Raw genomic sequence first — 18,887 nt, 5'->3', positions numbered from 1 at the left:
CGCCGAATTTAGCCTCCGATGAAGCGCTTGCCCTGCGAGTCCTCGTAGACCGGCTTGCCCCCCGACGTGCCGACTTGGCGCGTCATGCCCGGCGGCATCGCGGTGCGCTGCCCTTGGCCGGCCGGCTGATCGACGAACTGCCCGGTCTGGTTGTTGAACACCCGTGCCGGTCGCGTCGTGAGCTGCTGCGTGGTCGGGTCCACCTCTTGGCCTCCGGCGACAACGGTAAAGCGGTTGGCGTGGTCCTTGCCGGTGAGCGTGCGGATCTGCTCGCCGATCGCGGCCCGCTCTTCAGGCTTGGCCTTCTCGTATTGCTCGTACAGCTTCTCCACCCGCTGCGCGCCGCGCGTCTGGAAGCCCTGGGCCTCCTGGCGCAGCGCCAGTTCTCCCCGTTGAACGTCGTTGGAGGCACCTGCACGCGCATTGGCGCCCGCCTCGCCGGCCAGCGTACGGCCGGTCGCGCCGGCCTGTTGCATGGCCTCGCGCTCAAGCGCCGAAGCGTTGTTGGCGGCGGTGGTTTCGCGCGTCACAGCGTTGCGGCCGTTGGCTTCGTCCATTCCCGCCAGCGTTCGCAACTGATTCGCGGTCAGTTGCCCGTTCGGCGACCCCCTGTATGCCGTGCTGGCAGCCGCGATTGCGCTCCGGCGCAGGCGGTCTGCCTGCGTATCGTCTCCGATCACCGAGAGGCCATTGCCAGGGCTGAAGCCGCGGGCTGCAACATCGGCGGCGGCCGCGCGCTCGCCGGCTCGCGCCGCCACGCCGCGAGCATCGAGCGCATCTGCAGCGGCCATGTTCTGGCCACTGGGCCCGCTTCGCGGCGCAAAACCAGCAGCGGCTGCAGCTGGCGAGTCGCCGTAGCTGTTCCCCTGACGGAACACGCCCGGCATGACCTGGCTCGCGGCGGGAGTGTCCGCGGACGTCTCGGCCGAAGTTGGTGCGGTAGTCGGCGCAACGACGGGTGCCGCCGAAGCAGGTCGGACGGCAGGGGCGGCGGCCGGGGCAGCAACCGCCGGGTGTGCCCCATTGCCCCATCCCTCGCCGACACCGGCAAACCCGCGGCTGGTAGGCGCGGGTGCGGCACTGTCGCCGCCCTTGAACAGCGTGGAGCGCGGGTCGGTGAATGCATCAAGGCGACCCGTTCCTTCCTGCACCTTGGCCGGTTCAAAGGCCGAAGGTCCGGTTGCCACATAGGGTTGCATCATGCCGCCGCGCGTGCCCGCAGTCGGTTCGCGGCGGAACACGCCGAATGCAGCACCTTGCGTTTGCGCGAGCGGATTGGTCTCGGAGCGCGGTGCATCTGCGGCCACGGGCGCAGGTGCCGGAAGCGCCTGCGGGCTTGGCGCCATGGACGCGGTCAGCATCGGCAGGGGCGCCGGCACGCTTGCGCTGACATCCGCCCCTCTCATGGGCGCGCCGCCCGCCCGGCGGCGCGCCTCCTCGTCAACCAGGCCGCCGTCGGCAAGAAAGAGCGCCTGGTCCTCGCCGCCCGGGCGGAAGCCGCCCGGCGCGCCAGCAGGAGCATGCGTTGCGTCCTTGATCGCATCGAGCGCCTGCACACCGACGGCATGCACCTGCTCGGGGGGCAGCTGGAATTCGCCGTTGCTCAGATTGACAGGCACCTTCTCCGGGCTAAAGCCCAACGATGCAACGCCCTGCTCGCCCATCTGCTCGGTCGAGTCGGCCGGCATGATGTAGCTGCCCGGGCGGGCCTCGGTTTCAATGCTGTCGGAGGTGCCGGTGCCAGGCCCACGCACCGGCCCCCCGTCCTTCAGGCCAGCCGCCTTCATGCGCCGCTCTGTCGCGCTCATGCCTGCGTACTGGGTCAACGCTTTCTCGGGTGCGGGGGCGGGAGCTGGTGCCGCGATCGGCGCAGGTGCTGGCGCTGCCGCACCGGCGTCGACCGGTTCTGGAATGCCCATCACGCGACGGACGAGACCCCGCACGAGGCCTCCCTCGGCAAGGTGTTGCGATAGGTCGCTCTTCATTTGTGGTCGAAAGCCGAGCATGGGCAGCCTCTGGGAAGTCATGCACTCGATTCTTCGAAGCAAGCCCATCGCTGTCCAACCCCACAGAGGTATCCTAGTCGGATGCCCGTGACACGCGTACCAAACATAAAGAAGCTACGAAACGATCGCAAGCTGACCCAAAAGCAGTTGGGTGAGGCGCTGGGGGTAACCCTACGTACCATTGTCCGCTGGGAACAAGGAGAAGGTGAGCCAGGCATCGCTGACCTCTTGACGCTGGCACGCTACTTTGGCGTCAGCATCGACCAATTGATTGGAGAACTGCTCCCAGAAGAAGACCTTGGCGCACTGCCGAAAGTGTCGGACCTAACAGGGCGCAATCTGGATTTCTGGGTCGCGAGGGTCCAAGGCGACTCCCCGGAAATGCTGGACGGGGAACCAGTGGTTTTGGTCCCCGGACGAGCTCCACGGCCAGTTTTAGCTTACAGCAGCAATTGGAGCCATGCCGGGCCAATCCTGTCGGAGTTCGACATGCACTTCACGCCGACACCATCTGGTGTTCCCTTCGATGGGGTGCTGCGCATGGAAAAAGGCGTGATAGCCAGGCCTGCTGCTTATCCGACCGCCGCGTGGGGGCGAAACCATCTTGAAGCAGGGATGCGCGCTTACCTGAGCGCTGAACTCGGCGATCGCCTCATCACGTAATACGCAAATTCGATGGCCACCTGACAAAATTGTTACTCCAAGACACAATTTGTCGCACTTCATCAGCGTCCATAAGACATTTTGCGCCCACCCCGCCCCTTGGAGTGTGAACTTTTGCACACTTTTCGCGATTTTGAGGCACCGCTGGCACCTGGCATACCTTCTGCAACTAGATATGCGCTCCGGGAGAAAGGCTCCTGGTGAATTCACAAACTGAGGACTCTCATGAACGTTCGCACTATCCGCAACCGCGCACAAGCCGGCTTCACCCTTATCGAATTGATGATCGTTGTGGCGATCATTGGTATCTTGGCTGCTATTGCGATTCCCCAGTACCAAACCTACGTTGCGAAGTCGCAATTCACCCGCGCAATGGGCGAAGCTGGCAGCCTGAAGACGGCCGTCGATACCTGCCTGCTTGACGGCAAGACTGCTGTGGGCACTGCTGCTGGTGAGTGCGACCCTGCTGCCAGCGCTTCGACCCTTCTGACCGGTGCGGCTCAAGCTGGTGCTCCTGCAGCTGTTGCCAATGTCAACGGCTATCCGACCGTTGCACTGGGCGCCACTTCCGCCGCCACCTCCACCGTCACTGCAGTTCTGGGCAACGCTGCTGCTCAGCCGCTGAAGACCAAGACCATTACTTGGACTCGCGCGGGCGACTCCGGTACGTGGACCTGCACCACCAACGCCGACCAAAAGTATGTTCCGGTCGGTTGCACGGTCGCTCCGTAAGCTTAGCCTTCACTGCTCGTAAAGCCGCCTCAGGGCGGCTTTTTTATTCTTCTTGAGATCTTCCATGAATCGGGCCAATGTACAAGCACGCGGGTTCACGCTGATCGAGTTGATGATCGTCGTCGCGATCATCGGAATCCTTGCAGCGATCGCCATTCCTCAATATCAAGCTTATGTTTTCCGATCGCAGGTCCAACGGGTCGTAGCGGAAGCTGGTGCCATTCGGCCGGCGGTGGATATTTGCTTGTTAAGCGGCAAGACTAGTGTTGGCGATCCTTCGGCTGCCCTTAACTGTGACCCTCAAGCCACCAGTTCCAATCTCCAGGCTACCGGAGGCAACGCAGCGCCATCAATTGCTGCCACATCGGGTGCAGGTGTTCCTCAAGTGACCATATCTGCCACTGCAGCTTCGACCATCGTTGCGACATTCGGAAATCTTGCTGGCGGCCCGTTGCAGGCGGCTCCCGCCGGGACCATCACTTGGTCGCGTGGCTTGAATGGCTCGTGGACGTGCAAGACAGCCAACGTAGATGCCAAGTATGTGAGCTCAACGTGCCCGCTGTAGAAATTGCCATCAGCGTACGCCGCGTCGGCCATCAGAACTGGTAGTTGTAGGTGGTGCTAGTGCCCGACGACTTGGTTTCAGTCGAGGTAGCAGAGCCCCCACCAGTGATGCCAGCCGACACATGCATGGCCGACATCGCGCCAGCGGCGAGCTGCGCCGAGAACTGCCCCAGCGCCTTGGCGGCCTCGAGCGCAATCTGCGCCTGCTGCACCGCGTTCTGAATGCGCGCCTGGTACTCGCTGATCTGCATCTGCGCGTAGGCGATGTTAGTGCGCGTGTTCATGTCGGCAAAGCGAGACTGCATCTCGGCGTCGGCCACCACCGCGTTGGTCTTCGCGCGCCAGCCCTCCACCTGCGCCTGGTACACCTGGGTGCCGTAGAGCACCTCGCGTAGGCTCGCGTCGATCCGTGCCTTGAACCCGTCCACGTCGGCCAGGAATTTCGAGACCTTCGTGCGCGCCGCTTCCATCTTGATCTGCGCGCCCTTGACCTTGATTTCGGCCTTATTGGTCACGGCCTGCACCGTGGCCGCATAGGCACGCGACTGGGACTCCAGCACACCGGCCTTGGCCGCTTCGCCCTTCACGCGCGACTCGTACGCATCGAACTTCGCCTTCTCGGCGCCCACCTGTTCAGCGAAGGCCTGCACGTCAGCACGGTAGGCATCGAACTGGTTCTTGATGACGTCGGCGCGCACCTGGGCGCCGCGCATCAGCGACGTGAAGACCTCGACCGTCGACTGCACGCCGGCCAGCTTCGCCTTGAACACCTCGACGCGCTGCTGGTTGATCTGCCCCAGCGCCACCTGGCCGTCGACGGCGGCCTTGTACGCCGTCAGCTTGGCCAGCGCCGCGTCAAGGCGCGTGCGGAAGACCTGCGCCAGCGTCCCGAACGCGGCGTTCTGCGCGTTGAAGAGGCTCACGCGCGCGTTGAACACGTTGATCTGGCTCTCGGCGCCGAAGCGCGCGACCTCGAACAGGCGCTTGGCCATGTTCTCGTAGAGGTTCTGGGTCAGTTGCTCGAGCGCCATGCCCTGCTGCACCGCGAAGCGGATGTTCTCAATCTCCCACTGCGCGGCCTGAATCAGGATGTCCCGGTTCAGCTCGGAAGCCTTCAGGCGGCCCTGCTCGCGAATCACCGCGGACTGCTTCGCCAGCATGCCGGGCGGCATCGAGAAGCCGCGGGCGGCCCAGGTGTCGACCGCTTCCTGCACCGCGCGCGTCGTCTCCGCACTGTCGCGCTCGCGCGCACGGGCAAACAAGGCCTGTTCGATCGGCGCCGGTAGTCCGGTGCCGCCCGCCATCATGGCCTTCACCTTTGCCTGCAGGTCGTCCAGGACCTCGGACTCGTAGGCGGGCTCGGCCCAGTTGATGAAGACGTTGGGCACGGTAATGCCATCGGCGTTCGGCGGTGCGGCGTCGAAGGTCGGCAACTCCGGGAATTCGAAGGCAGGGAGCGTGATGCGCTCCAGCGCCTCCATCTCCGGCATGACGATCGCCGGCGCCGCGGGCAGCTCGACATTGGTGTCGATCTCTGGCCGCAGCGGCGCCGCGAGGTCGGCCATGCCAGGTGCTTCCGGAATGTTGATCGGGATGGCCGTCGGCGGCTCGGGCAAGTCGCCCAGGTCGCCGAGATCCAGGTCGTTGAGCAGCGCGTCGATGTCGATGTCGTCGGGCGCCGACGGCATCGAGAGGTTTGGCGGGCTGAATACCGGTGCGTCGCCGAGGTTGATCGTCGGCGGGTTCGCCACTGGCGCGGCCGGCCGCGTCGGCGCGGGCACGTCCGCTACCTTTACCTCGCCGATCTGCGCAAGCGCGCTGCTCAGCATCGCGTTGTAGCGGTTCGCCAAGCTCTCGATCTCGGCCATCTTCTCGGTGACGGTCTCGACCGCCACACCCAGGATGCTGTCTGGTGCAATACCCATCACACTCTCCTTTTCGTCGGCGCCACATTGACGCTCAGGTCGTTGATGTGCCCTCGCTTGGCGTTCAGCCGAAGCGCGAAGCTGAAATGCCGCCCGCGCAGGCCGCGGCCGAACACGAAGCGGCCGTTGGTCAGCCGCTTGGCGGCTTCTGGCTGCAGGGCATAGGCGTAGGTCTGGGCCTCGCCCGACTGGGTGGTCGTGACCTCCATGGTGGCGGTCCCATCCTCCAGTTCGTATTCGAGGAAGGCCTGCAGCGGGTGCGCCAGCACGCCCTGCCCGACGTCGACCGGCGCCGTGCGCAGCACAGCGCTTTGAGTGGTCGGCGTGTCGAGCGCGAACACGCCGTCTTCGGCCAGTCCATAGAGCGCGCCGTCGATGACCACCAGCGCGGCAAAGGGCACCGGGTCATAGCGCGACATCGCCCAGGAATCGGTGTTCGCCGTCCAGGCCTGTGTTCGCAGCGGCTCCCCGACCATCTGGTCGTCGGCCGTCGCGCTGTCGCGCACCACGTCCACGGCGCGGAGTCGGTCGAACACCTCGTCAGCTACTCGCGCCATCTCGGATACAGGCGCGCCAGTCTGGCGCGCGTCGAAGACCTCGTCGGTCGCCGCGGCCGCCGACACTGCCAAATCCGCCGCGTGAAGCACGCCGGTGGTGAAGTCTTGGGCCTGCGCCGTCTCCTGCACCAGCGACGTGGCAAAGCTGGGCGCCGCGTCGGAGATTCGCGCCACCTCTAGGACCACGCTGCTGACTCTGCGGTGCGCCAGCACCTGGTCGCTCGCAACAGCCGACTCGATCACCAACGAGCCCGTGCGCTCAATCACCTGGTCGCTGATCTGTGCGCCGTCGACATGGACGACTCGCAGTCGCCCGAGGGTCAGGTCGGAGGCGGCAGCGCGCTCCACGATCGCCTCGCGGCTCGTCCGGGCGTCGATGACCTGGTCGCTCAGCATCGCCTGCTCGATCACGATGCCTCCGGGCCGGTCGAGCACCAGGTCGGATGCCACGGCAATGTCCGTGTGCAGCACCAGGAGTCCAAACAGCAGCGCGCTCGACGCGCGCGCGATTTCCTCGGTCACGCTGGCCAGCCCGAGCCACACGGAACTGCTGGCAACGGCGGTTTCTTGAATGTCGTCTCGGTAGCTACTCATTGATGACCCCGATGAAGTGGTGCGCGCTGCGGTTGTCGGCCAGCGCCGTGTATCCCCAACGCCGGCGCAGCCCGTTCTGGTCCTGCTCGTAGATGCTCGCGTAGCTGCTGTCGCCAATGGCCACATGCACCGCATCGCGATAGAAGTAGGTCTGCTCTTCCGGCGAGAAGCCGAAGTACCAAGAGTGGGGAATGTCCCGGTGCGCGACGACAGAGCCAGCGCCCTTCATCGACACGCTCAGCCGTCCCGACTGCTCAGCGGGGAACAGCTTCTCACTGGAGAACGGCTCGAAGCCCGGAGCCTCGCCTCCGATGACAACCCCGCCAGCGCTGCGTGCCCGACGAGCGAGAGGTGTAGGGGCCGCAAATGGCCGTCACGTCGAGGAATCCGCCCGGAGGCAGGTTGTACCAGTTACCGCTGTCCGCGTAGTCGCTCACCTCGGTGGGCGAATAGACCAGCGTGTCGATGTACACGGGCACGCCGTCTTTCGAAGGCGGGTCGCCCTTGTTGTGGTTGTCCGTCTGGCCCATCCAATGGAACAGGTTGTCGTAGCACCAGAGCTGGTAGGAGGTCGGGTCCGCCATCGCGAACTGCTCGGTCTTTTCAGTCTCAGCCCGGCCCGAAGTGCCAGCGGTGTAGGGATAGAGGATGCAGTCGCGCTCGAACACCGGCACACACGCTGCCACGTCGATGCCGAAGCCCGACGTACTCTTCACCGTAGTGCGGTGCATGTAGTAGCGGGCCCGCGAGAGCGAGCCCACGCAGTACAGGATCGGTGGCGTCGCGAACGCGGGCTGGCCATAGCCCATGTCCGTGCCGGTGATGTGGGTCGTGGTGCTGACCGGCGGCGCCACCTGCCGGTCGTCGAAAGCCGAGGTGTAGAAGTAGCCCATCAGGCCGGAAAGCCCGGTGGTCTCGGTCTTTTCCCACTGCCCGACGATCATGTACTTCTCGAAGGTGCTCTGCACCTTCTCTTGAACCTTGCGCTCGTCGTAGAAATACTTGACGACCTGCAGCTCGTCGTCGACGTAGCAGCCGAAGACGATGGTGTCGCACTTCACCGCCGGGCCCGCGTAGTCATCGGACACCATCACGAACGACTCGCAGCCTTTGCCGCTCAGCTCGGGAAATTTCAGGCGCCCCATCGACTTTGGGTTCTTGCCGGGCCAATACATCGGGCCCGAGCCAACCTGCGCCACGTTGCCCTGGTGAGCGGCGATCGGCTCAAGCTCGAGCGCGTCCCAGTAGTCCTTGTCGGGCCCGTTCGACACTCCGGCTCGCGCCAGAATCTGAGCAGCCGTCGCGCGGCGGACCTTGTACGCGATCGCGCGCGCGCGGTGCGATCCGTCGCGCAGTTGCTCGAAGAGGCGGGTCAGGTAGCCTTGAGCACGGGCCGTCTCGTCTTCGCCGTCGAACTGCCATGAGGCCTTCAATCGCCCGCCGTTGGCGGCCACGCCCAGCTGCAGCTTCATCTTGTAGGCGTGCGCGCGCAGCAGGCCTGTGCCGTCTCGGTCCCAGCAGGTGTTGAAGCCCTCGCGCCCGCGGCTGTTGAAGGACCATCCGCCGGCGGCATAGAAGGCTTGGTGCGAATAGAAGTCTGAACAGTCGCAAACCTTGATGAACACCCCGGCTCGCCGCCACGCCTCGAAGTCCTGCTCGTCGTTTGGGAAGGTCTCTCCCGAGGGAAGGCCTCCGAAGCGGTCGAGCACCTTCAGCAGCTCTCCATCGCCGACCTCCTCCACGTAGTCACGGAAGGCCGCGGCGGTGGTAGCCGGCACCAACGGAAGGGGCATGGCGAAAACGCCGCGGGCATTGATGCGCAGCAGCCATGGCTTGTTGCCGCTGTCGAAGGACACGGCGTTCCCCTCCGCATGCTGATAGCCATACTGGAACTGGCCCTCGCGATCCGGGAAGCCCGTGTAGCCCGGCAGGCGCAGGCCCGCAATCTCACGCCGGATCTCTCGCATGAAGCGCTCCGGCACACGCATGCGGGCCCGCTCGATCGGGTCATCCGGCAGGTCGACCAACAGCTGCCGGCCGTAGCCACCAACAACCTGCGCCACCTCGGCCATCGCGCCGCTGTACCAGGTCGGCCGGTGCTTCACGAATTGGGTGAAGGTGTAGATGCCGCTGTATTCGGGGCGAAAGTAGGCAAACCGGTCCTGGTAGTCGATGCGGAAGCGCTGCAGTGCCACATCCTTGGGCGGCAAGTCTTCATCCTCCTGGTAGCCCACGAGGCGCCGCCGCGTCTGCTCGGTCAGCTTGATACCTACGCCCTCGCCCTCCAGCACTTGTGCGCGCGTGATGACGCCCGAGAACAGCATGGGCACGTTCGTCTCGGCCAGACCGGTGACTTCGTGCTCTGGGCTCTCGTGCCGCTCGAGCACCAGCACGCGGAACACGCCGCCCATGTCGATCGCCACCGCCTGCCGGCCGCTGGGCAGGTCCGCGACGCGCTTCAGGCTGTCCAGCGCGGACAACTGCTTGAAGTTGGTCACGGCCCTGGCCAGCCGCTCGACAGCGGCGGCGTCTTCGGGGGACAGCTCCGCCTGCTCGGCAAAGCGCCCATAGGGGCGCGGCGCGTGCATGGATCAGACGGTCAGGCTCAGCCGGTAGCCCACGTCGTAGGTGTCGGCGTTCTGGAACACGCGCGCCGCGGCGTACTTCGTCGCCGACACCAACGCGCCGGTGGTGCCGCCCCTGGTGTTGTTCGTGAGCAATGCCGCGCCAGTGACATTCAGCTGCCCGGCGGTGGCAATCGTGACGGTTGCGACCGCAGCCATGTTGTCGATGCTGTTGCCGGCCGTGTCGACCGGCGTCCACACCGGGCGGGTCGGGCTCGTGTAGCCCTCGGTCAGGCTGACGTTTTCAGATGCGACAGCGGCAAAGCTCGCCGCGGTCCAGTTCGCCGCAGGTGCAGCCGCGCCGCTGAACAGCGCCAAGTAGGCGCCCGCAGGCTTCGCCTTGCCACCCAGCGCCACGTTCAGGATATGCGCGAGGCCTTCCGTCACGATCAGATTGGGCGTGCGCTGCCAGGCGCCACGGTTGATGCGGTCGAAGTACTCGCCGGCGGCGTGCACGCCCAAGGTCGGAAATGCGAGCCCGGTCTCGGTGACGTCGAAGATCTCGCGATCGAGGGCCCGAACGAGCGCGCGGGCCAGCTTGTTGCGCAGGGTCATAGGAAGCTCCAGTGGTCCTATGCCGCACTCCTGCGCAGCTAAATGGGCCCGACAGTTCGCCGGGCATGAAAGCCTCAGGCTACCGCGGTCAGCAGCCGGCGGCCAAACACTACAGAGGTCCCGGCCCGCGCCGCTATGCCCTTCAGCACGCCGGCCTGCAGCTCAACCAGCGCACCGGCGGCCGTGCCCACCACGTAGCCGTTGTCCGCCAGCCAGACCGCGGCCTCACTTCCGCCGGACGTGAGATCGGCGCCGAGGGCATCCGGGGACACGAGGATGGCGCTGCCTAGCACAGGCGCACGGCCGCCCTTCTTCTCCACCGAGAACTCATCGGGAGTGCTGCCCCGCAGGAACGCCACGTGATCGACCTGGCCGACCCACACGCCGGCGTCGACCGGCTGCACGAACGTGATGCGCTGCGGCATCTGCACGAACCCGTGCCGCTCGTCGTGCAGGTGATAGGCCAGCGCCTCGGACCATCGAAGAACGTTGCCACGGGCGGTCAGCAGCCGGCCGCGCCACTGCGCAAGAAACCGCCCCGTAGGCATCGGCGACAGGTGGCGGAACTGCGCAGCCGCGCCAAGCTGCGGCAGCAGCGGCAGGTGGATCGTCGCGGTGCCGGCCGGCCAATCTCCGGCGCGCAGCAGCTCACCACCGTCTTGTCGTGTCAGGTACAGCCGGGCGCCAGTGAGCGCGGGGTCGAGCCAAATTGGCAGCGCGACCTCAAGCGCGCCGCTCGCTCCCACTTCGACCGTGGCGAGCTCGGAGGTGGCGGATTCCTGGGTGCCGCGTAGCCAGGCCAGCGCCGCGCCGTAGGTGCCGGGCTCCAGGGAGCCGCTTCCGGCCGTCAGCAATGGCGCGGGCGGTGTCTCCACGGTCAGCCGCTGCGCCGCGCTGCCGTCGTAGGTGAACAGACCGGCGGGTCCAGCAACGCACACCAGGCTGTTGAGTACGACGTGCCCCGCTCCCTCGCCCACGGTAGCCAGCGTCTCGTGAGTCCAGTTTGCCGGGTCGATCTTGACCCACTGGCCATCGAGCGTCCCGAAGGTATCGCGATGCAGCGGGCTCTGCCACACGTCGCGGTACCGGACCGTCGAAACGCGCCGCTCGCCCGCGCGCACGCTCGCCCGGCCCGCCGGCGTGATGTCCACGTTCACCGCGTCGCGCAGGTACACCCGGGCCGAGTCCCCGCCGCGCTTCATCGCCTCGTCCTCGGCCACGTTGTTGATGCCGGCCAGCGGCATGAGGGAGATGTCGTCCATCAGAAGGCTCCTTTCCGGTACTGGTCTGCGTTGCCGTCGGGACGAATGAAGTGCACCGCGGGCTTGGCATTGGGCACGCCCAAGGCGGGCAGGTCCACACCCACAGGCGCCAAGGTGCGCGTGGCCGGGCCCGGCGGCATGAAAGCGTTGCGCACGTGCATGCGCGCGGCGAAGTTCTCGGGGTCGTACTCGCTGGCGAAGGCCTCGAAGCCGAGCGGCTCGAGCCCGCGGATGCGCAGCGAGATCCACGCCGACCCGAAGAGCTTCGCGTCAAACCCGCTGGGTATGGTGGGCATCAGCGGGCCCACATGCAGCGACTGCCACTGGTACGGCGGGTCACCGCGCGAGGAGCCCATTCCGAGTGCATTGAAGCCGATGAGCGGGAAGCTCCGGTGCAGCAGCGAAATCCAGGTCACACCGAAGTCCGGCGGCACCAAGCCTACCGGCTTCACGGTCTGCGGCCCGAGGTACGGCCCACGCGCCACGGCCGTCTGCCCGAACACCTGCATGTCTGCACCGCCGAACTGCTTCACGAACTGCGTGCCGTCGCCGACGATGACCCAGCCCATGCGATAGGCCTGCATGCCGGCCGGCTCCAGGTAGCGGCGGTGCAACTGCACAGACGCGGTGCCGTACAGCGCGGTGTTCCCCACCGAGTTGGGCGATAGGACACCGCGGTATGTACGCACCGAATGCCGCCCGAAGCGCGTGCCCGGCCCGTATTCCACTGTTTGGCCGACGTAGTGAAGATTGTTGGCCCCGTGGTTGCGGATGGCCTGCGCCGGCGCCTCCACCACGGCCCAGATCGTGTGCGGCGTGATCCGCGCTGGGGAAGGCTCAAACACCTCGGCGCCCGGCCACTCCTGAACCGTGAGCACGCGCCTCTTCAGGCCCACGGTCGGCACGCCATAGCCGTCCACCTTGATACCGGCATCGACCATGATTCCGTTGCTGCGCACCGTTGCGTCGCCCACCTTCAGCGCGTCAATGCCGAAGGGATAGAGGACGTACTGGTTCAGCCCCGGCTTGCCGAATGCGCTCAACGAGTCCACCGGCTCGCCATCCTGAATGATCCACTGCGGCGAGTACGGCGGTGCGCCGGTCCGAGTCACCACCAGCTTGTCGCCGATGCGCATGAAGTTGTTGCCCGGCACCGCAAGGCTCTGCTTGCGGTCCGCGATCTTGGCCTGGCCGAACAGCTGCATGCTGTTGCCATCAGGCGCCACGGGGCGGAACTGCAGGCGCACGAAGGCGTCGCCGAACTCCTCGGCATTCCAGCCGTAGCCGCGCATCTCCGGGGTGACGTTGTGCACGCGTGGTTCGCCGAAGATGTCCTGGTGCGCCCACTTCGGCGCCACGATGTTGAAGTGGATGGTCAGCGCGGCCAGGCCGACGCGCACCATGTCATCGCCCTTCGGATCGACGTAGCGCGTGTACAACTTGACCTCAGGCAGCGGCACGTCGGGCGGCTGGATGGCATACCGCGGCTCCAGCGCCACGGTCCGAATGGCAAAGTCGATGAAGGCGACGCCGAACGCCGCCGAGTCAAAGTCCCCGACGCGCTGGTAATAGCGCCGCGTGTTCTCCAGCGCGGCCGTGCCGAACAGCTGAACGCCAGCACCGGCGGGCGCTAGTACGCGCGCGGCGTTGTAGACCGCGGTCCAACTGAGCACCGGCGGCGGCTCGATGCCGTCCATCGGAAGGCGCCGCACGCCATATGCCACGAGGCCGGCGGGCGCGGTGCCCGGGAAGCCGGGAGGCGTCATACCCGATGGCGCGATCACCCGTGCGTTGTTGTAGACCAGCGGCTCGCCCGGCCGCGGTGGCGCGGTGCTGAATGTGGCGACCGTCTTGTTCCGGTTCTCGATGGCTGTCCACTGCGACCATGGAGGCGGATTCAGCCCGTCATTCGGGTCGTAGGCCTGCAGCACGAACTGCCGCAGGTTATAGGCCTGGGCGCGCCCCCAACGGTACTGCTCCTGCACGTTGGTCTCGAAGCCGGGCGGCCGTACGTAGGTCAGGTAGTTCTTGATCGCAGTCGCGCCCCAAACCTCGCGGAAGCCCTGCGGCGCCACAGTCTGCGAGATCGGGATGATGCGCGTGCCGAAAGCTGACGAGTCCCACCCGAGCGGCGCGAGGAAGCGCGTGCCGCCCACATTCGGCCGCGCCACCGCATCGAGGAACGCTCCCGCGGGCGCGACCAGGCGCGTGCCCTGGCTGATCCAGGCCGTGCCGAAGCCCGGTGTCGGGATGCCCGCGTTCAGCTGGGCGTACTGCCTGTCGTGACTAACCCGGTTCGTGTTGGAGATGCCGGTGGCCACCAGCCCGGTCGGCAACAGGTAGCGCGTGTACAGCCAGATGGTCGGGTTCGCACCCCACGTTGGCGCCGCGATGTTGCCAGCGGCGACGTAGCGGTTCCGGTTGATGATGGTCGGATCGCCAGCGTACGATGCGACGAAGCCGCCCGGGAACAGGCGGCGATTCTTCAGCACCACCGCGCTGGCGCCGATGGCGCTGTGATCGCTGCCAGGCGGCGTGATCCTGCGTTGACCGAATGCCACCAGCGCGGTGCCGAACGCGAGCTGGCTCGCAATGCCCGAGGGTCGCAACGCACCAGCTGCGTTGCGCACCTGGTGCGTGCCCATGTTGAGGCTGTCGAAGCCGTTGGGCGCCGCGAAGGTCAGGTAGCTCTGGAGCGCGGCCGCACCGAAGCTGTTGGAGTCCCAGCCAGTCAGCGGGACATACTTGTCCTCGGAAGGCAGCGTCCACAGGCCATCGCGCACGCCGACCGCAGGCGTGTAGGCCGCTTTGCCAACCCAGCTCGCATTGATCGTCCATCGCGGCGGCGCGTACTGGTAGGGGAAGATGGCGTAGGTGTCGCCGAACACCAGTTGGGAAAATCCTGCCGGCCGCACGAACTGCTGCTGCGTGATGACCGGCTCGCCCATTGCCTCCGAGTGGAAGCCCGGCGGGTTGGCATAAGCACGCTGCTGATCCCACGTCACCGAAAGCGACGCGCCGATGGTTCGGATGTAGACAGGCTTCCCGACCCAGGACGCCACGAGGTCGTACTGCGGCGGCCGGTAATTGAAGACCTTCGTGAGCGCAAACGTCGTGCCCCACCGGGTTTGCTCGCCAGCGCCGGCGCCAGCCGCGCGCTGCTGCCCGATTACGCCCGGCGTGCCCACGGCGCCTTCGGCGCTCGCCGGCTGGTAGATCCACTGAGTTGGCGTGACCCAGGTGCCAAGGATGGCGCGCGCGGGACCGCGATAGGTCGGTGCCCCGACCCACGAAGTGTTCAGCGGGCTGGTCGGGGGCGTGTACGGCATCGCTAGACCGGCTGCGGCTCCGTCTGCGCGAAGAACAGGTCGTTCAGTAGCTCGCCCGCGGCCGTCATGAATTGCACGTCGAACGGCCCGATGTCCGGCACACGCAAATCATAGTTTCCGGTGGCTGCGTTCGAGGTCGTCTGAGCGGCAAGCTCACCGGTATCGCGCCGATGCGCGCGCACCACGCGCGCCACCGGGTTGTTGCTGATGTCGCGCACCGTGCCGGTGATCTTGTAGGGGGTGTCGTAGGTGATGACGAATGGCGTCAGCCCCGAAACGGCGCCCCACACGGCGTTTCGGTAAACAGGCGACTGAATGGGGTACGGCGCCCGCGTCGAAATCTTGAACTTCGACATGGTGCGCGACGGTAACGTGGAACCATTGCTGTGCCGCAGATAGACCGCATCTTCCGTCGGGTCAGGATCAACGGTCAGGCTATAGCCCGCGCCGATCACGCCTCCCGCAGTCAGCGCCGTGAAGTCGTTGAAAGTCTGCGTATCCGCGTTGAACTCGGCGATGTAGGGCGACGAGCTGAATGCAAGCAAGAACGAGTTGGCGGTCGTCGGATGCCGCACGATTGGCTTGATGTACGAGGTAGCAGGGGTGTACTTGGTGCTCGCCGTGTATCCGAAGCTCCGCACCATTGTCGATGCGTTGTAAATCGCCAAGTACGGGGACGACGAACACATGACCAGGAAGCGTGTGCTGTCCGAGGTGAAGGCGAGACCGTAATTGCTTCCGCCGCCAGGCACCGTCACCGCGTCGGTGTAGGCCCACGTTGACGTGTTGTACATGCGGATATAGGGCGTGTTGCCGTGCGTCACCACCATCTTGGTGCCGTCGGGCGAAAAGTCGATCCCGTAAATGCTGCCAAGTCCGGTCGCAGACACGCTCACAAGAGAGTGGTCGCTGCGTCTGAACACATATAGGAACGGCGAACCAGATCCTCCAATTGCGTAGAAGTCGTTGGAGATCGCGCAAACGTTCGCAGTCGATGCAAAGCCAGCCGCAGGGGTGACCGGATTTGCCAGTGTGTTCATGTCTGGGTAGTACCGGAAATTGGCGCCGGAGGTGCTGGAGTTGAACGTCACCACGCCGGCTTTCAGATCCGGCGCGAGCGCTGCAAATGCACCGTTACTACCAACACTGGGGTAGGTGATCGAATCCGAAGACACCAGCAGCGGATCGAGCCCTTGCCGCATCTCAAGGATCCGCCCCATGATGTTTTCGCCGTAGAAGATGCCCGACATACGATGGCCCATGTTCGTCCTCCTTCAGCGTCCGCCGGAAAGGTGACTCGCGGGGCTCACGCGCCGTCCTTCAACACGCCAAATGGCGTCTCGTTGGGCCAATAGCCCTTGGCATCGTGCCAGGAGCCGTACTCCCCCAGCAGCGCGTCATCGCCGCGCTGAGCGGCATAGCGCAGCGCATAGTCGATGGCCCACTGCTGCGAGTCGCGCTCGGGCGGGCACGGCGCCAGCTCGTGCACGAACATCTGGAATGGCGGCAGCGCGCCGACCTTGCGCCAGTCGATGGCAACAGGCGCGGCCGGCGTGAGCTCGATGGGCTTCGGCGCGATGCCTTCAACGCCGACGCGCTGCGGCGCTGGCTTCTGCGGCTCGGCCGCGGCGGGTTGCGTGTCTTGCACTCCTGCGCTCATGGTCGTCAGACCTTGAAGATCTTGTTGGTGCCGTTGTCCCAGGTGACGATGATGTCGCCGCCGTTGGGGGTGATGGGCAGGCCCGTGGCCGTGTCGATGTAGGCGATCAGGGGCGAGGTGGACTCGGTGCCGGTGTCACGGTAGATCACGATGGCCTCGATGCTCGCGCCCGACACCGCGGTGAAGGTCACGTCGGCGCCGTCGGCCGCGCCACCCGAGGTCGTCTTCGCGGTCAACGTCACCGGCCCGGCAATGCGCGCCGAGGTCGGGATGTCGGACAGGTACTGGTGGATTGCCGTCTGCGGCGTGTAAGCGCCGGTGTCCACCAAGATGATCTTGATGGTGTCGGTCAGCCAGTTGAACTGGCCTTCCAAAAAGCGCTGCCGAGCAGCGTCATACAGGGTGTTTGCCATTTGCGGCCTCTTCAGTAGAAGAGGCGCACTCCTGCGCGCCGGTGTGGATGCGCCCGCCTGGGCGCACGATCGGGGTCTTGGGGTCAGCGCAAATCGCGAGGCGCGCGCGCTGGCCCGACTTCTGGGTGAGCGTGACCATCACGTCGCCGATGCGCACGGTCTCGCCCGCGCGCAGTTCGATGTGGTGAAGGGTGCTGGCCATTACGAGTGCACCACCGTGACGTGGTCGGTGTCGTCGCGCGTGCTGCGCCGCAGGTCCGAATCAGGCAGCGGACCGAAGTAGGCCGAGAACTCGGCCTCGGCAGCTGCCGAGCGGGCTGGGTCGAACGTCTCGGTATCGGGGATCGAGAAACCGCGATGCAGCGCCCACTGCACCAGGTGCTCGTGGTGGGCCGCGTGAATTTCCGGAGCGTCGGTGTTCTCCACCATTGGCGCGAGCGGCAAGCGGTACCCCTCGATGCGAAGGACGCCAGCGCGCACAGGCGTGCTCACGAGCCTGATGGTCGTTTCCCCCTGGATGGCGAACAGGATCTCGCCGGCTTGCAGGTGCTCGCCGGCGCGCCAGCCCGGGCTTTTGCGATCGAGCCATTCCCGCGTCACCAGTTTCGGCGTCGTCGTCTCGAACTGGGCACCCTCCACCTGCAGGTGCACCAGCTCATAGAGGGCTGCGTGCAGCGGGTAGGTATGCCGGCCGGCTTCGATCGCGACCTCGCAGATTTCCGGCTTGGCGTCCTCAAGCAGAAGCCGACCGCGCACGGCCGCCTGCGCCTGCGCGTCATTGAGCCAGTCGCGCACGTCGGCGTCCGGCCAGAACGGCGGGATTTCACGATCGAACGCGAGCGTGCGAAAGCGACGGATCAGGTCCTGCAGCGTCATGGATCAGGGCACGCCGTACTGGTCGATCATTTCGACGATGCGCGCGCGCATGTTCTCGACAGAGAGGTTCTTCGGCACCTTCTGGCTGAACTTGGTGACGCCGAACTCTTGCAGCCCGTCCTTGTCCATCGAGTCGAGGGTCTGCACAAGGTCGAGTCGGTTCTGCTCTGCGAGCTTCTGATCGTCTTCGAGCTTCTTGGCCGCGGCGAGGCGTTCCTGCGTGTCATCCTCAGGTTGCTGCGTGGACTCGGTCTTGCCCTGCGCCCCGTCGCCTGTCGGCGCATCGGAGGTCTGGGCGGCGGCACCACTCTCGCCAGAGTCGCCGTCGCCCGTCGCTGCGACAGGCGGTTGCGCGGGAGCCGGGACCGGAGCAGGCGGCGGAGCTACCGGTTCGAGCACGGCCTTCTCGAAGCAGTCGCCGTGCCGCAGAAACTTCGCGACGAGATCCAGATCGGTGATGAGGCGCACCTGGCCAGGCACGAACGGAAGGTTCGAGCCGTAGAGCCGGTCATAGAACGGGTCTTCGCGCCCGATGTACTTCACGGGCACGCCATTCGTGTTGGTGGGCATGAGAGGTCCTTGAGTAGAGGGAACAAGGGAAGGCGATACCGCCCTCCCCGTCGACATCACTTCGCGCCCAGGCGCTCGCCGTGGACGATGAAGTCGATGCGGCTGACCTTGGCGTTAACCGCGCCCGCCAGCGTCAGCACCAGAAAGGCTTCCTTCGCCAGCGTCACCGGTGCCTTCGACGAGCTCGTGCGCAGGCGGGCGGCGGCATTGAGCACGATGCCGGCACCGAAGTAAGCGAGGTCCTGAGGCACCTCGGCACTGTCTTCGCCGTCGGCATACTCGAAACCGACAGAGCCGGTCACGGCCGCCGTCATGGCGATCGAAACGATCGATTGCAGGTCTTCGAGACGGAAGCCCGCCGGCAGGCTCTGCAGGTACACCTTGTCGCCGACGCCGAGAGGCGTGGTCGCATTCGCACGTACAGCTGCGCCGGTGGCGTCGGTTTCGAGCGTGGCCCGCAGCGTGGTGACGTTGCCGTAGGCGGCCATGCCGCCGAACTGGTTGATGCCCAGTCCCTTGAGTTTGATGTTGGCCATGTGTGGCTCCTTGATGGGGTG

General features: G+C 65.8%; 18 protein-coding genes. 3 read left to right on the top strand and 15 right to left on the bottom strand.

All coding sequences use genetic code 11. The features are described 5' to 3' along the window. Nucleotides 1-8: 8 nt before the first annotated feature. On the bottom strand, nt 9-1,943 hold the full coding sequence (locus tag J2X67_RS12050; RefSeq protein WP_309953292.1) for a hypothetical protein: 1,935 nt from the start codon (nt 1,941-1,943) through the stop codon (nt 9-11). A 150-nt stretch (nt 1,944-2,093) separates the two neighbouring features. Here J2X67_RS12050 and J2X67_RS12045 point away from each other — a divergent pair, with 150 nt between their 5' ends. The 3 genes from J2X67_RS12045 to J2X67_RS12035 all read left to right on the top strand — a co-directional run bounded on the left by J2X67_RS12045 (nt 2,094) and on the right by J2X67_RS12035 (nt 3,966). Next, the gene (locus J2X67_RS12045; RefSeq protein ID WP_309953290.1) at nt 2,094-2,669 is read left to right on the top strand and encodes a helix-turn-helix domain-containing protein; all 576 of its coding nucleotides are present in this window, start codon (nt 2,094-2,096) and stop codon (nt 2,667-2,669) included. A 225-nt stretch (nt 2,670-2,894) separates the two neighbouring features. Continuing rightward, entirely contained in the window at nt 2,895-3,401 is a 507-nt protein-coding gene (locus J2X67_RS12040; RefSeq protein WP_309953288.1) for a pilin, read from the top strand. A gap of 64 nt (nt 3,402-3,465) precedes the next feature. Next, complete coding sequence (locus tag J2X67_RS12035; protein ID WP_309953286.1) at nt 3,466-3,966, top strand: pilin; 501 nt, start codon at nt 3,466-3,468, stop codon at nt 3,964-3,966. A 31-nt stretch (nt 3,967-3,997) separates the two neighbouring features. Here the strand turns inward: J2X67_RS12035 and J2X67_RS12030 are convergent, their stop codons facing one another. The 14 genes from J2X67_RS12030 to J2X67_RS11965 all read right to left on the bottom strand — a co-directional run bounded on the left by J2X67_RS12030 (nt 3,998) and on the right by J2X67_RS11965 (nt 18,866). Further along, the gene (locus tag J2X67_RS12030; protein WP_309953285.1) at nt 3,998-5,890 is read right to left on the bottom strand and encodes a hypothetical protein; all 1,893 of its coding nucleotides are present in this window, start codon (nt 5,888-5,890) and stop codon (nt 3,998-4,000) included. After that, on the bottom strand, nt 5,890-7,041 hold the full coding sequence (locus J2X67_RS12025; protein WP_309953284.1) for a hypothetical protein: 1,152 nt from the start codon (nt 7,039-7,041) through the stop codon (nt 5,890-5,892). Before J2X67_RS12025 ends, J2X67_RS12030 begins: the two co-directional genes overlap by 1 nt. Continuing rightward, nucleotides 7,034-7,270: a hypothetical protein gene (locus J2X67_RS12020; protein WP_309953282.1), complete on the bottom strand. Its 237-nt coding sequence runs from the start codon at nt 7,268-7,270 to the stop codon at nt 7,034-7,036. Before J2X67_RS12020 ends, J2X67_RS12025 begins: the two co-directional genes overlap by 8 nt. 43 nt (nt 7,271-7,313) lie before the next feature. Next, on the bottom strand, nt 7,314-9,629 hold the full coding sequence (locus J2X67_RS12015; protein ID WP_309953280.1) for a hypothetical protein: 2,316 nt from the start codon (nt 9,627-9,629) through the stop codon (nt 7,314-7,316). Between the two features lie 3 nt (nt 9,630-9,632). Further along, nucleotides 9,633-10,220: a hypothetical protein gene (locus J2X67_RS12010; protein WP_309953279.1), complete on the bottom strand. Its 588-nt coding sequence runs from the start codon at nt 10,218-10,220 to the stop codon at nt 9,633-9,635. Between the two features lie 74 nt (nt 10,221-10,294). Continuing rightward, the gene (locus J2X67_RS12005) at nt 10,295-11,482 is read right to left on the bottom strand and encodes a hypothetical protein (protein WP_309953277.1); all 1,188 of its coding nucleotides are present in this window, start codon (nt 11,480-11,482) and stop codon (nt 10,295-10,297) included. Next, nucleotides 11,482-14,811: a hypothetical protein gene (locus J2X67_RS12000; protein WP_309953275.1), complete on the bottom strand. Its 3,330-nt coding sequence runs from the start codon at nt 14,809-14,811 to the stop codon at nt 11,482-11,484. Before J2X67_RS12000 ends, J2X67_RS12005 begins: the two co-directional genes overlap by 1 nt. 2 nt (nt 14,812-14,813) lie before the next feature. Further along, nucleotides 14,814-16,073, bottom strand: coding sequence for a hypothetical protein (locus J2X67_RS11995; protein WP_309953274.1), 1,260 nt, complete (start codon nt 16,071-16,073; stop codon nt 14,814-14,816). A gap of 44 nt (nt 16,074-16,117) precedes the next feature. After that, nucleotides 16,118-16,471, bottom strand: coding sequence for a hypothetical protein (locus tag J2X67_RS11990; protein ID WP_309953272.1), 354 nt, complete (start codon nt 16,469-16,471; stop codon nt 16,118-16,120). Nucleotides 16,472-16,476: 5 nt separating this feature from the next. Next, nucleotides 16,477-16,884 (bottom strand): hypothetical protein, encoded by a 408-nt coding sequence (locus J2X67_RS11985; protein ID WP_309953270.1) that lies wholly within the window; start codon nt 16,882-16,884, stop codon nt 16,477-16,479. After that, nucleotides 16,865-17,086 (bottom strand): hypothetical protein, encoded by a 222-nt coding sequence (locus tag J2X67_RS11980; protein ID WP_309953268.1) that lies wholly within the window; start codon nt 17,084-17,086, stop codon nt 16,865-16,867. Before J2X67_RS11980 ends, J2X67_RS11985 begins: the two co-directional genes overlap by 20 nt. Next, complete coding sequence (locus J2X67_RS11975) at nt 17,086-17,760, bottom strand: DUF6682 family protein (protein WP_309953266.1); 675 nt, start codon at nt 17,758-17,760, stop codon at nt 17,086-17,088. Before J2X67_RS11975 ends, J2X67_RS11980 begins: the two co-directional genes overlap by 1 nt. A gap of 3 nt (nt 17,761-17,763) precedes the next feature. After that, on the bottom strand, nt 17,764-18,330 hold the full coding sequence (locus tag J2X67_RS11970) for a hypothetical protein (RefSeq protein ID WP_309953264.1): 567 nt from the start codon (nt 18,328-18,330) through the stop codon (nt 17,764-17,766). A 56-nt stretch (nt 18,331-18,386) separates the two neighbouring features. Next, entirely contained in the window at nt 18,387-18,866 is a 480-nt protein-coding gene (locus J2X67_RS11965; protein ID WP_309953262.1) for a hypothetical protein, read from the bottom strand. Nucleotides 18,867-18,887 lie beyond the last annotated feature (21 nt).

The sequence above is a fragment of the Variovorax sp. 3319 genome (assembly GCF_031456585.1).
Classification (GTDB): Bacteria; Pseudomonadota; Gammaproteobacteria; order Burkholderiales; family Burkholderiaceae_C; genus Variovorax; species Variovorax paradoxus_P.
This window is presented reverse-complemented; position numbering and strand designations above follow the sequence as displayed.

Excerpts from the sequence above, each read along its gene's own strand:
- J2X67_RS12030 (WP_309953285.1), bottom strand. The coding sequence starts at position 5,890 with ATGGGTATTGCACCAGACAGCATCCTGGGTGTGGCGGTCGAGACCGTC.
- J2X67_RS12020 (WP_309953282.1), bottom strand. The coding sequence starts at position 7,270 with ATGAAGGGCGCTGGCTCTGTCGTCGCGCACCGGGACATTCCCCACTCT.
- J2X67_RS11970 (WP_309953264.1), bottom strand. The coding sequence starts at position 18,330 with ATGCCCACCAACACGAATGGCGTGCCCGTGAAGTACATCGGGCGCGAA.
- J2X67_RS12000 (WP_309953275.1), bottom strand. The coding sequence starts at position 14,811 with ATGCCGTACACGCCCCCGACCAGCCCGCTGAACACTTCGTGGGTCGGG.
- J2X67_RS11965 (WP_309953262.1), bottom strand. The coding sequence starts at position 18,866 with ATGGCCAACATCAAACTCAAGGGACTGGGCATCAACCAGTTCGGCGGC.
- J2X67_RS11975 (WP_309953266.1), bottom strand. The coding sequence starts at position 17,760 with ATGACGCTGCAGGACCTGATCCGTCGCTTTCGCACGCTCGCGTTCGAT.
- J2X67_RS11980 (WP_309953268.1), bottom strand. The coding sequence starts at position 17,086 with ATGGCCAGCACCCTTCACCACATCGAACTGCGCGCGGGCGAGACCGTG.
- J2X67_RS11990 (WP_309953272.1), bottom strand. The coding sequence starts at position 16,471 with ATGAGCGCAGGAGTGCAAGACACGCAACCCGCCGCGGCCGAGCCGCAG.
- J2X67_RS12040 (WP_309953288.1), top strand. The coding sequence starts at position 2,895 with ATGAACGTTCGCACTATCCGCAACCGCGCACAAGCCGGCTTCACCCTT.
- J2X67_RS12025 (WP_309953284.1), bottom strand. The coding sequence starts at position 7,041 with ATGAGTAGCTACCGAGACGACATTCAAGAAACCGCCGTTGCCAGCAGT.
- J2X67_RS12005 (WP_309953277.1), bottom strand. The coding sequence starts at position 11,482 with ATGGACGACATCTCCCTCATGCCGCTGGCCGGCATCAACAACGTGGCC.
- J2X67_RS12035 (WP_309953286.1), top strand. The coding sequence starts at position 3,466 with ATGAATCGGGCCAATGTACAAGCACGCGGGTTCACGCTGATCGAGTTG.
- J2X67_RS12015 (WP_309953280.1), bottom strand. The coding sequence starts at position 9,629 with ATGCACGCGCCGCGCCCCTATGGGCGCTTTGCCGAGCAGGCGGAGCTG.
- J2X67_RS12010 (WP_309953279.1), bottom strand. The coding sequence starts at position 10,220 with ATGACCCTGCGCAACAAGCTGGCCCGCGCGCTCGTTCGGGCCCTCGAT.
- J2X67_RS11985 (WP_309953270.1), bottom strand. The coding sequence starts at position 16,884 with ATGGCAAACACCCTGTATGACGCTGCTCGGCAGCGCTTTTTGGAAGGC.
- J2X67_RS11995 (WP_309953274.1), bottom strand. The coding sequence starts at position 16,073 with ATGGGCCATCGTATGTCGGGCATCTTCTACGGCGAAAACATCATGGGG.